General features: G+C 36.3%; 13 protein-coding genes. 7 read left to right on the top strand and 6 right to left on the bottom strand.

Annotated features, from left to right (window positions below):
• The first annotated feature begins 191 nt into the window (after window positions 1-191).
• The 5 genes from ACXJIN_RS07785 (at window position 192) to ACXJIN_RS07765 (ending at window position 6,268) form a co-directional block, all read left to right on the top strand.
• On the top strand, window positions 192-872 hold the full coding sequence (locus tag ACXJIN_RS07785; protein WP_456401021.1) for a hypothetical protein: 681 nt from the start codon (window positions 192-194) through the stop codon (window positions 870-872).
• 24 nt (window positions 873-896) lie between these two features.
• On the top strand, window positions 897-1,184 hold the full coding sequence (locus ACXJIN_RS07780; protein ID WP_456401019.1) for a hypothetical protein: 288 nt from the start codon (window positions 897-899) through the stop codon (window positions 1,182-1,184).
• 60 nt (window positions 1,185-1,244) lie between these two features.
• A complete protein-coding gene (locus ACXJIN_RS07775; protein WP_456401017.1) occupies window positions 1,245-3,113 on the top strand; it encodes a YVTN family beta-propeller repeat protein in 1,869 nt (622 codons plus the stop codon).
• 329 nt (window positions 3,114-3,442) lie between these two features.
• Window positions 3,443-5,320, top strand: a complete 1,878-nt coding sequence (locus ACXJIN_RS07770; protein ID WP_456401015.1) for a YncE family protein — start codon at window positions 3,443-3,445, stop codon at window positions 5,318-5,320.
• A gap of 492 nt (window positions 5,321-5,812) precedes the next feature.
• Window positions 5,813-6,268, top strand: a complete 456-nt coding sequence (locus ACXJIN_RS07765; protein WP_456401013.1) for a CPBP family intramembrane glutamic endopeptidase — start codon at window positions 5,813-5,815, stop codon at window positions 6,266-6,268.
• Between the two features lie 62 nt (window positions 6,269-6,330).
• On the opposite strand, the gene ACXJIN_RS07760 is transcribed toward ACXJIN_RS07765, so the two are convergent.
• Together ACXJIN_RS07760 and ACXJIN_RS07755 are read right to left on the bottom strand one after the other, a co-directional pair.
• On the bottom strand, window positions 6,331-6,810 hold the full coding sequence (locus ACXJIN_RS07760) for a hypothetical protein (protein WP_456401011.1): 480 nt from the start codon (window positions 6,808-6,810) through the stop codon (window positions 6,331-6,333).
• Between the two features lie 155 nt (window positions 6,811-6,965).
• The gene (locus ACXJIN_RS07755; RefSeq protein ID WP_456401009.1) at window positions 6,966-8,204 is read right to left on the bottom strand and encodes an MFS transporter; all 1,239 of its coding nucleotides are present in this window, start codon (window positions 8,202-8,204) and stop codon (window positions 6,966-6,968) included.
• Between the two features lie 103 nt (window positions 8,205-8,307).
• On the opposite strand from ACXJIN_RS07755, the gene ACXJIN_RS07750 reads away from it, so the two are divergent.
• Window positions 8,308-9,327 (top strand): AI-2E family transporter, encoded by a 1,020-nt coding sequence (locus ACXJIN_RS07750; RefSeq protein ID WP_456401007.1) that lies wholly within the window; start codon window positions 8,308-8,310, stop codon window positions 9,325-9,327.
• Here ACXJIN_RS07750 and ACXJIN_RS07745 read toward each other — a convergent pair.
• Genes ACXJIN_RS07745 through ACXJIN_RS07730 form a run of 4 tightly spaced genes read right to left on the bottom strand, consistent with a single transcriptional unit; the run spans window position 9,299 to window position 11,943 of the window.
• Window positions 9,299-9,799 carry a YybS family protein gene (locus ACXJIN_RS07745; protein ID WP_456401005.1) on the bottom strand — a complete coding sequence of 167 codons (501 nt, stop codon included), beginning with the start codon at window positions 9,797-9,799 and terminating at the stop codon, window positions 9,299-9,301. The two genes, ACXJIN_RS07750 and ACXJIN_RS07745, sit on opposite strands and share 29 nt — an antisense overlap.
• Window positions 9,800-10,393 carry a J domain-containing protein gene (locus ACXJIN_RS07740; protein ID WP_456401003.1) on the bottom strand — a complete coding sequence of 198 codons (594 nt, stop codon included), beginning with the start codon at window positions 10,391-10,393 and terminating at the stop codon, window positions 9,800-9,802.
• Complete coding sequence (locus tag ACXJIN_RS07735; protein ID WP_456401001.1) at window positions 10,390-11,244, bottom strand: DUF5685 family protein; 855 nt, start codon at window positions 11,242-11,244, stop codon at window positions 10,390-10,392. Before ACXJIN_RS07735 ends, ACXJIN_RS07740 begins: the two co-directional genes overlap by 4 nt.
• Window positions 11,245-11,943, bottom strand: coding sequence for a thioredoxin family protein (locus ACXJIN_RS07730; protein ID WP_456400999.1), 699 nt, complete (start codon window positions 11,941-11,943; stop codon window positions 11,245-11,247).
• Between the two features lie 145 nt (window positions 11,944-12,088).
• Here ACXJIN_RS07730 and ACXJIN_RS07725 point away from each other — a divergent pair.
• Window positions 12,089-12,535 (top strand): deoxynucleoside kinase (locus tag ACXJIN_RS07725; protein ID WP_456400997.1); only part of this gene is annotated, 447 nt, incomplete at its 3' end.

The raw sequence follows: 12,535 nt of genomic DNA, 5'->3' as shown, positions 1-12,535 counted from the left end.
TTTTCACACTTTTTCTTTCAAATAAGATTGTCTACTTTAGCGATGATGGTGGAAGTGGGGATCATAGTGGTAATAAAAATCCTCAAACCACTGTTATGGAAAATGTGAAAGCACAGGAAATGATTGCTGAATTGCAGAAAATGGCTGTCATCATGACTAAAAATGCGTAGAGGGGGAAGCAAAATGACGGGGTGAAGTTATCCTTCAATTTTGGCTTCAATTTCAAAGAGGCTTACGTGAAAGTTCTTTCAAAAGAGAATATTCATCTTCTTCATAATAACAACAGCGATGAAACACATGAGATAAAGCAAACGGAAGGAGACAAACAGGACTTTGAATTATTTAGCATAACTAACGACGAAGCGTTCATTCCTTACGACGATTTCCTCTACAGAATACATCTTCCAAAAGGTGGAGAATTCTGCTTTCCAACGAACAACCATGGAATAACTCCTATTGGAAAGACCCCTTGGGCGGATACTTCTAAAACATCTTCAAAAAATGCTTACATAGACAACATACGAATATCCAACACGTACCACAACAATTTCACATTTCCATATGAAAAGACAATATTTTACAGAGGCGTGGATAATATGGTATCCACGCCTTGTGATATTCACAACATCTCAAAGACTGAGGTGTTCACGTTTGTTTTGATAAATCACAAGAAAAGGCTATTGCTCTTGAGAGAACGTGTCTTATATGACAAAAAGAATCATCTAAACACATTTGATCTTTTCAGATTTAACACGAACAAACTCAAGAGCAACTGTTATTTTCTTGGATACTTTCTTAGTGGCAAGATGTTTTATATGAAAAAGGTTCGATTTGAGGATTTTACCTATGATTTCAGGAAAAAGATAATATAATCTTAAAAAGTGGGAGATGATAAAATGTACCATGATATTTATCATCCGCAAGGTAATCAAGAAAATTTGAAAAAGGCAAGTGAAGGAGAAAGTTCGCTAATAGACGCTTTAAAAAAAGGACAAGAATCAGGCATAAATAAAGTATTGGATACTCAACGTGGTATGGAAGACCTATTTGGAAGGTCAGATGAATTTGGTCTTCGCTCAGATGGAAGTTATGGAGTGCCATATCAATATGCGAAAGATTACAATATGTCAACAGATGGGGTAAACATGTTGGAATTTGAACAAGAAAACGACGAAAACAGATAGTTAGTTTCTATCCTCAAATCGAACCTTTCCAAAATATTTTTGAAGATGGAGATGATTTAAATGAAAAGGAAATATTTCATAATGTTCGTGATTATTGCATGTACGTTTTCATTGCTCTCATTTTCTCAAGCGTTAAAAATCAGAAACACCATATGGGTGTGGAATTTGGGAAAAGAAGGAATAAGGCCAGCTCTTATGCCATATGCTGTTGCTGTAGATAAAGATACAGATAGAATTTACGTTACAAGTTTCTCAAATATTGTAAGTATTATTAATGGAAAAACAGACAAGATCATAGGTAGCGTTGAAGTAGGATATAACATAACGGGCATAGCAATAGATAAATCGCAAAATCTTCTTTTCGTATCCAACAACAAGGATAACTCTGTTGGCGTTGTAGATACACTTAGCAACACGTTCCTTCAGAATATTCCCGTTGGAAGATCACCGTACGGTATAGCCGTGGATGAAAAAGACGGAAAGGTGTACGTTGCGAATTACCAAGATGGCACCGTGAGCGTGATAAACGATTCCAACCTTAAAGCCATAAAGACTATACGCGTTGGTTACGGCCCAAAGGGAATAGCCTTCGATGAAAAAAATGGAAAGGTGTACGTTTCAGATTACGACGAAAATGCCCTAAGCGTTATAGACACTTCAACGGATAAAGTTATTAGGACAATAAGAACTGGCGGGGAACAACCTCTTGGAATAGCCATAAACGAAAAAAGAAATCTCATTTACGTTGCCAATAGCGAAAGTAACACAATAAGTGTGATAGACGCGAGGACAAACAGGCTTATTCGAAGAATATTGGTGAGCGATTTGCCAATGTACATCGCTTTTGACGCAAAGGTAAACAAAATATACGTTTCGTGTTTTGAAAGTGGAACGATGACAGTAATAGATGCAAGAAATTATCAAATATACTGGGAAAGCAAAGTTGGAAAATGGCCAATTGGCATAGGCGTGAATTCAAATACTTCAAAAGTATATGTGGCTAATGAAGAAAGTGGTACTGTGAGCGTAATAAAGCCTTCGACATACACAACGCTTAAGACGATAAACATGGGAGACATTCCATGGGATTTGGCGATTGATCCCACTAATAAGGAATTATTCGTTACGGATCCTGCCAGAAATTGTGTGGAAGCCATAGATGTTTTAACGAATAAAATTGAAGCAATAAAAACAGGCCAAGCACCTTATGGAATAGCAGTTGATTACCTGACAAATAAAGTCTATGTTGCCAATTATGGTAACGATACGATCAGTGTCATAGATGAAAAAACAAAAAAAGTTATCCAAACAATATGGGTGGGAAGTTTTGCAAATAGCTTTTCTCCTCAAAATATTTGTATAAATGAAAATACAAGTAGGGTATACGTTTCCAACAATAACGAAGGCGCTGTTAGCGTTATAGATGCTCACACAAATCGGATAATGACAACTATTCCAGTAGGTAATGCTCCAAGCGGAATAGGAATCAACCAATCTACAGACAAAATATATGTGGCGAACGAAGAGGATAACACTGTTAGCGTTATAAATGGAAAGACAAACAAAGTAATAGATTTCATAAATGTCGGAAAATCACCAGAAAATGTTGCAGTGAATCAACTTAAAAATTTAATATATGTGACTAATTCAAAAGGAAACACGATTAGTGTAATAGATGGAAAGACGGATGAAGTTATAAATACGATAAAAGTTGTGGTTCATCCAGGAGGAATATCTATAAACGAGTCAAAAGATATGATATACGTCGTTGGAGATGATGGAACACTAAATGTGATAAACGGTAAAACAAATCATATTATTCAAACAATGCAAGTTGGAAAAGAAGCAATGGATATTATTACAGATACCACGACCGGAAAAATTTACGTTTCAAATGCTGGAGATGGCTCGATAAGCGTGATCTATTGAAAATGAAAGCGGAACTAATAGTTCCGCTTTTTGATTACTTTGACATCATTCAAGATTAAATCAAGAGATAATGAAATTTTTCATAAACTTTTTTCGAATCATGACAATACAATTTATGTCGATAGCAAAAGGCTCTAAACGATTTGAGGGGAAAGCAAAATGGCGGGGTGAAGTTATCTTTCAATTTTGGATTTAATCTCAAAGAGGCTTACGTGAAAGTCCTTCCAAAAGATAGAATTTACCTTCTTCATGATATCCATCATAACAATGAGATGCAAATAAAGTCAGCAGGAAAGATTCAAAAAGTTTTGAAGATGGAGATGATTTAGGTGAAAAGGAAATATCTAATGATATTCATGATTATCGCATGTGTAATTTCAGTCACATCATTTTCTCAGAATTTGAGGGTGAGAAAAACGATATGGGTGTGGAAGCTGGGAAAAATGGGAATAAGTCCAGTTTCATTGCCATACGCTGTCGCTGTGGATAAAAACACGAACAAAATTTACGTCACGAGTTTTTCCAATAACGTCGTAAGCGTGATAGATGGAAAAACGGATAAAATTGTTGGTTCTATTGAAGTACATTTTTGCATGGAAGGCATAGCAATAGATGAAAATAAGAACCTCATTTTCGTGTCAGACAATTTGAATAACTCTGTGAGCGTCATCGATGCGCTGAGCAACACGTACCTTCAAGATATCCCAGTTGGAAGATCGCCATATGGTATAGCAGTGGATGGAAAAGATGGAAAGGTGTACGTTGCAAATTACAAAGACAATACCGTTAGCGTTATAAATGAATCAACCTTCAAAGTTATGAAAACCATACTCGTTGGTTACGGTCCAAGAGGAATAGCATTTAACAAAGCGAATGGAATGGTGTACGTAACTGACTACGATGAAAATACTTTAAGCGTTATAGATCCCTCAATGGATGAGGTTGTCAGGACAATTAGAACTGGAGGAGAGCAACCTCTTGGAATAGCTGTAAATGAGAAAAGAAATCTGCTTTACATTGCAGATTATGGTAGCGACACGATTAGCGTAATAGACGGAAGGACAAACAGACTTATTCGAAGGATAGTGGTAAACGGTTGGCCCATGTACCTAAGCTTTAATCCCAAAACAGATGAGATATACGTTTCAGACAACGGAAATGACACAATGACCGTTATAAACGCGCGTAATTACCAGATACATTGGTCAACGAAGGTAGGTGAATGGCCAGTTGGTATAGGTGTGAATTCAAATACAGGAAAGGTGTATGTGGCTAATCAAGAGAGTAACAGTGTAAGCATAATAAAGCCATCGGCGTACATGACACTTAAAACTCTGAGTGTAGGAGACTATTTATCGAATCTGGCGATTGATCCCGCTAAAAAGGAACTATTCGTCACAGATACTGCAAGAAATTGTGTGAAGGTTATAAACCTTTCAACGAATGAAGTCGTTAGAACGATAAAAGTTGCTCATAGTCCCATGGGGATAGCCATTAATAAATTGACAAATAAAATATACGTTGCAAATGATATGAATGACAACGTAAGTGTGATAGATGAGAAAACAAACAAGGTTATTCAAACGATTTGGATAGGAAGTTCTTTGGATGATTTTTTCCCAGAAAATGTAGAAATAAACAAAAACACCAACAAAATCTACGTTTCGAATAATGGTGAAGATGCTGTCAGCGTGATAGATGGTTCCACAGATCAAATAACAGCGACTATCCAAGTTGGAAGCGAACCAGAGGGAATAGGAATTGACCAATCTACAGACAGAATATACGTGGCGAATGTAAAAGATAACACGGTAAGCGTTATAGACGGTAAAACAAACAAAGTTATCGACTTTATTAGCGTGGGAAAAGAACCTGAGAATGTGGCCGTTGACCAAAGTAGGGATCTAATATATGTGGCAAATTATTCAGGTAACACGGTAAGTGTAATAGATGGAAATACGGATGAAATTATCGATAAGATAAAAGTTGGAGTTTATCCAGCAGGTATTGTCTTCGATGAACAAAAAGATATGATATACGTGGTGGGAAACGGCAACGGAACATTAAATGTGATAAATGGCAAAACAAATAACGTTGTTCAAAAGATAGCTGTTGGAGAATTTCCAGTAGATGTTGTTGTAGATGACACGACTGGAAAGATTTACGTTTCAAACGCTGGAGATGGCTCGATAAGCGTTATTTATTGAAAAGTGGAACTAATAGTTTCGCAGCGACGGAGAGATCTATGTTGCCCACTCCAGGTTGAGTAGTGTCTTTGCCATTGACTCAAGGACAAAAAGATCGTCAAAAAAGCGATAACGTGTAATATTTTTTGATTTTCAAGTTCATAAAATTTGAAAAAGCTCTTTTCTGAATTTAATGAAACGGGGTGACAAAGTGGAGCTGGAAAGCAAAATCACAACAGCCACATCAAAAGGAATCGCAAAGTATTTTTTTTACTTATCGTTTTCATTGTTTTCTATCCGAACATTCTAAATATTTTAAGTTGGGCATGGAGGTTTAGCGGAAACAATTCAAGCGTTTTTACTTCTCTTGGAATCCTGGCATATTTAATCTTTCTTGTTTTGACTATCTTCTACGTTTTTGCAGTTATAGAGAGTGTTATTCATATCGAACCGACATTCAGAGGGCAACGCATAAAATACATGATAATGCAAAAAGAAGAAAAAAAGGAATACATGAAAAAAGTTCTAAAGAATATTGGTTTTTTCAAAAATGAAAGATTAGAATCAATTATCATAGGGATTATATGGCTTGGTGGACTATCTCTTTTTCTTTGCATATCTCTCGGCTTCAAGCAATTCTTTTCAAGTTTTCTCACATGGTGGGTTCCATGGAGAATTTTAATATTTTCCCTTACGTCTCTTGCGGAAGAAATAATGTTCAGATACGGCTTATTCAGGCACATGAGGATCTTGATGAAGAGAAGATTTTGGCCTTACGTTATATCGAGCGTGATTTTTGCGTCGATGCATCTTTACTCCTTTGGAAGCACAACGGTTATTGAACACGTCGTTGGAACGTTCTGTTTGGGTCTTATTTTGGCATGGATTTACGAATTGTCCCATTATTCTATTTATCCTTCGTGGATAGTCCATATGACAGGGGACGTAATAGCTTTTTCTGTGGTATGAAAATATATTACATCATTATCTTCGTCCCCCGCTCCCGCAAAATGTAAAAGGGTTAATACAGCCTAAAATCCTATCTGGATTCCACCATCTACTATCATGTCTTGTGAAAGATTAAAAGAAGAGTAATACACAATTTTGACGGCCTCCGCATAAAGTCTTATCTTTTGGATGTTTACAGCTAATCCGGCATGTACGTAACCATCATTCTTTAGATATTCCATTTCGATTTGTCCATCGTAAAAAGACAAATCTGGGCTAAATCCCACATAAATTTCCAAATTGGAAATCGGAATATCCAGATTCAAATAAGTGAAAAGGTAAAGTTGATCGGCAGGATTGAGATCCCCAAAATCCAAAAACGCTCCCAAATCGAAGGTCAATCCTGATCCCATGGTTATTCTTCCTTCCACATAATCAATTCCAGAAGACGTGAATTCGTCGTTGCCTATGTATTTTCTCACTCCTCCTCCAATGAATGTGGTTGCATACGCACCAATTGCGAATACCAAAAGGACAGCCACCAACGCGAGCAACTTTTTCATTCCTTACCCCTCCTTTTGAATTTTATATTAACGTTAAGATAGTAACACTTTAATTTTATCATACTTTTTTGAAAATTAAAAATCCTCGCAAAGGTTCAAGTCTGATTTATCTTCATTTTTGTCTGATTTGAGAAGGGGAGTTACCAGAAGGAGATTTACGAATTTTCTTTAACTTTTACAAAATTCCCAAAAGTGAACATGAATATGCCAAACAAAGTCAAAGCCCAACCTATTCCTACTTTATCCGCAATCACTCCCATAAGCGGTGCAAATATTGCCATGAATATGGTTGTTATCTGTGATTCCACTGAAAGTCCGGATGCCATTATTTCGTGGGAAATTTTCTCACTTACAAGCGACACGTTCATCGGGCGTCTGAAATTCTGTAAGATGTAGAGCACCAAAAGAGAGAGAATGGAAATAACTTGTATTTTGATGCTCATCGAAAAACCGGCTACAACTATCAAAATCGCACCAATGAAGTAAGTTATATTTACTGCTGTTGGAAGACTTTTGAATTTCTTGCTTATCTTTGCCGAATTTCTAGAAGCGTAGCTTGTTAAAAGATATATCACAAAGTAAATAATTCCAACGGTCAAAGAAGTTCTTTTCACGCTATCAAAGGTTAGGAAAATCGGTAATGACAGTGCAAAAGATTTCAGTATAGGCTGAAGGTATTCTTTTGATACTTTAAAAAAAGATGAAAATGATGAACTGTTTAGCACCACTTTCATAGCGTCAAAATTTTTGAATATCATGATGAAGTCCCTAAGAGTTGTCTTTATTTGCCTTTTCAAAGTACCTTTTTCGATTTTTTTCAATTCACCATCCAATTCTTTTGGATAAGTTGAAAGGTTTATAAGATCTAAGACATACGGAATGACAGAAGCTATGAAGATGTACCTGTAGCTTCCAGAATAAAAAACAAGAGCAGCCGCTATTAACGAGCTTATGGCAGAACCAAGTTGTGAAGCTCCACGAGTGTGACCATAGTAATCGACTTTAACGTCTTCCATATGGTTTATTCTAAGATATTCAAGTATCAACGCTTTGTGCGTGCCTGAACGAAAAGCTTCTCCAAACGCAAAGAAGACCATAGCAAGAGAGTAAAAATAGTAATTTGAGAAAAGATAAAATATCAAAAAAGATATTATGTAAGAGACGAAAGCCATAATCATTGATTTTCTTCTTCCAAATATATCCGCATATATACCGGTTGGAATTTCTAAAATATTTGTGGAAATGTCCCTGATAGCGTAAAGTGTTCCTATGGCAAAAAACGAGAATCCCACTTCTCTAAAAAAGAGTATCATAAAAGGATCGAAAAATCTTAGATTTTTCAAAAAACCGTACATCGAGAACTTGTAAAACATTTTATCTTTTTTAAAGCCCATTCTCCACCACTTTCTAAGTTGGAGTGTCACTAAAGCATCAGTGGTATTTTACAACAAAATGATATAATCTTCTTATCACCAATATGATGAATAGGGAGGTTTCATGAGACTTTCATCTGAAAAGAGAGCTTCGCTTTTGCTTTTCATATATATATCAATTTTTTTGTTAATCGGAAGATTTATGCCGCGGGTTTTCGATGTTATAGTGGTATCGGTTTTTGTGGCGTTAATGTTAGAACCAGTTTCGAATTGGTTGTACTCTAAAACGCATCATCGTTTTTTTTCAATCACCGTTTCGCTTTTGATTTTTTACGGCTTTTTGGCTTTGATCGTGGGTTTTCTCGTTCCTGTTATTTATGAAGAGGGAAGGTATTTCATAGATTTTGTTCAAAAGTTCTTTTCAAATCAAGAATGGAAAGGACTACCTTATTTAAATAACTACCCAGATCTTAAAAAATTTTTGGAAAATTCAACAAATTATTTCTTGCCCTCGTTGAAATCATGGGCTTCGGCGGAAATTACGCACCTAGCTCTATCCATTCCATCCGCTTTGATGGTAATATTCTTCTCAATACTCGGATCGATTTACGTGGCTTACGGATTAAAAAGTTTCAAAAAAGTGGCCGCCACGGCTTTTTTTCCAATGAGTTCTTACCAAAAAGTAGAACTTTTTTTACGTCTTTCATACAAACATATGCAAAGTTACATAGTTGGCGTAACGGTTGCGGCTCTTTTTACCGCTTTATCTATGGGTGTCTTTTTAGCGATTGCCGGCATAAAGTACAGCTTGCTCCTTGGAACATGGGCATTCATAACGAATTACATTCCGATAGTTGGCGTCTTTCTTGAAATAATTCCAATCGCACTTTCAACGTTGATGAAAGGCACGACGATTTTTATATGGTATTGGATAGTGCTTGTAATAGTCCATTCTGCCGCTTTTATAATCTTCGTAAAAACCGTACAAAATCAATCTAAATTGAATCCATTCTGGATGATAGTTGCCATTTTGGTATTCACTCAATTGATAGGCCCAATGGGCGCTTTTGTTGCCGTGCCTCTCATGATAATATTAAAAGATTATTGGGATATATTCATCGTCCCATATTGGAAAACCTCTTAAAAAAGTTTCTATGCCATCGCACGGCGAATTCAACCAATCTTTCGTACATAAAAAGTGAAGCTATCAAGAGCAAAATACCCATGATTTTGAAATAATCCTGCGGAATATTTATAACCAAATTCATTACTTCGTACGCTCCAAATCCTAAAAGGGACAATATTCCCCATCTCAAGAAGACAAAACGAAGAGTCCTTTTTGAAACAAAACCCCTTATCAATGTGTAAGGACCAAAAAGAAGTGCAAATCCAAGAACACTTTGTCTTAAACCAAAAAAAGCGAATGTTAAAAACAACGCTGTTAAAAAAGAGAAAAGAGCGGTTTTAAAGCCAAATTCATCTTCAATAAAGGCTATCGGTAAAGATGCCAGCATCAAAGTAAAGGGATCATCGGCAAGAGAAACGGATATAGAAAGTAAGACAATTGAAAAAGAGGCATACATTGCTCCATACGCTATATTTCGTGTTTTAAGCACTCAACATCCTCCCATGCATTGACAGCAAAGATCCGTACATAACAAAGCGCTGCAACAACTCAAACAGGCAGCGGTGCCATCATCAACTTGAGTTGGATTGTTATATATTGGACCGCTTTTAGAGGCTCTCTTGATCGTTTCAAAGGATTGAGCGTATTCAGAATTAGACGGATCGGCTTCATACGCTATTCTAAGGTAATCGTAGGCCTTATCATACCAACCACGTCGTGCGTATATTATTCCATTAAGAAAATACCACTCAGGATTGCTTTTGTCCTTAACTTTTAACAGCAGATCTTCGGCTTCGTAGAGTTCTCCATTTTGTATTTTTCGCCTCACTTCTTGGTATATTTCTTCATCTTCGGAAGAAGTGTTCGCGTGGTAATTAGGATTTTTTTCGCTATTTTCATGAGACATCAAGTAGTTGTAAGCTTCGTTCACTTCTTTCATCTTTTCTTCAGCTAATTTGAGCATATCCGGATTGGAACGGAACTTATCGGGATGGTACTTCTTAACTAGTTCACGGTAAGCCTGTCTTATTTCCTCTTTTGTGGCGTTTCTACTTACACCCAATACTTCATACGGATCCCTCATTCTTTATCTCCTTCTTTTTTATTCAAAACTCTTAAAGTTACTTTGGGAATTCCGAAAAAGATCACGTTTCTTACCAATTCGCTGTTTCTCAACATGAACTTTTCAACCTTCAAAAACTCTTCTTGTATCCTTGAAATCAAGAAGTTCAATTGCTCTTTTTCATTTGTTCTTACGTATTTTGAAAAATCGCCTTTCTGTACACCAAAAGAATTTTTGTATTTCAAAACAAAAGGATTATAAGCACCCGATTCAATATCTTCTTCTATGTCGTCTAACGCATCCACGAGATAAACCCATTCTCCTATTAAATACATCAAAAGTGAAAGTTCTTGGTGTGCGCTTTCAAAGTTAATCATCTTTTCTACCGCTTTTCCGAAGGCATGAGCGGCTTCATGCGGGTTTGACGATTCAGATATCTCGTAAAAAACCATCTCGTCCACATCATCTTTGACCTTTTCAAAAAGCGAATTGCCGCTTTTAGCGAAGAAAAAAGCCAAAAGTAAAATGAACATCTTCTTTAAATGTTTCTTGTCCCTTTTTAAATCGTCTAATTTTAGTTTAACTCCTAACTGAGATATATCCATTCCCAATTCTATGGCGTTGTTTTTTACAACTATCTTTTTCTTTTGAAAAGGGGGCAGCGGGCATCTCGCCTTTCCAAAAAGAGGTTCTTCCTTGCCAAATGCGTCTTCGAGTATGGCCATGAAAGTTGCATCGTAGCTAAGGAACAAACGCGATAGAGGCCCATACTTACGTGATAAAGACGTGCAGATTCCACAGTAATAACTTCTGTACAGTTTTAATTCTTTTACTTTTAACTCTTCAACATCAGGTCTAACGTATCCGATCAATTATTTTTTCACCACGAAGATGTTGTAAAAACCAAGTTTTTTCATTTCTTGGGCTACTTTCAAAGCATCTTTTCCATTTATTATGTACTTTAAAAATTTATCCCCTTTCGGTACAACAACAGTGGAAGTGCTCATGGGATCATGAAGTGATATGTAAGAAGCGTTCTCTTTTGATATTTCCAAAATTGTTGGCGCACCAAGGTAGGAGCTCTTTTTCTTTGAATACTTCCTAAAATCCACTTTCTTTAAATATTGCTTAGTTGCTATGTATCTGAGTATGGTTGAAAAATTTTTAGCGTCCACATATCCAGGAACGTAAGTTATCGGTTCGCCCTTAGAAGTGAAGAACACAATTGTAGGAGTTCCCTTTATTCCAAATCCAGCGAAAAGTTCTCTGTATGAATAAGTTTTTCCTTCAAAGAACGCTTTATCGTTTGTGGGATATATTTCTCCTATAATAAAATTGTTTGCGAGTATTTCCTGAACGGTTTTATCGGTCAAGGTTTCTGCCTTGAGCTTTTTGCAATAAAAACACCCTGGATCGGAAAAAACTATTATCGCGTCCTTTTGTTCGTATTTGGCCAACGTCATAACCGTGTTGAAATTTCTTAAAAGAAATTCATCCAAAGCATACGAAAATGCGTATGAAAATATGACAAACACCGTTATGAAAAGCAAAATCATAACCTTTTTTTTCATCGTTTTCACTCCTTTACATAGCATGTGTGAGAAGTTGTCAAAATGATTATAACAGATTCAGACGTTCTTTCTTTGAAAAGGCTTACAATGGTAAAATTGAAGAAAATTAACTCTCGTCAAAATTAGGAATTTGGAGGAGAAAAAAGTGTACATAGGTATAGAAGGCGTGATAGGCGTTGGAAAAACAACCCTGGCACGAATGATAAGTGACGAATTCGGCTTTCTTCCTTTTTTGGAAGTTGTAGAAGAGAACCCGTTTTTGGCCAATTTTTATCAAGATAGGGAAAGGTGGGCATTTCAAACCCAGCTTTTCTTTCTTTTAAGCAGATATTCGCAACAAGATGAACTTTCAAAAATGTTAAAGGGTGGAAAGAGTGCCGTGTCGGATTACATCTTTGACAAGGACAGAATATTCGCGAAGATGAATTTAAAAGGGGATCAAATGGATCTGTACGACAAGGTTTTTAACGTCTTAGATTCAAAAGTTCTAAAACCAGATTTGGTGATTTATCTTAAAGCCTCTCTCGAAACACTTATGAAAAGAATAGCCATGCGTGATAGAGTGTTTGAAAGAAATATGGATAAAAATTAC

Source organism: Mesoaciditoga sp., from assembly GCF_054006115.1.
This window is presented reverse-complemented; position numbering and strand designations above follow the sequence as displayed.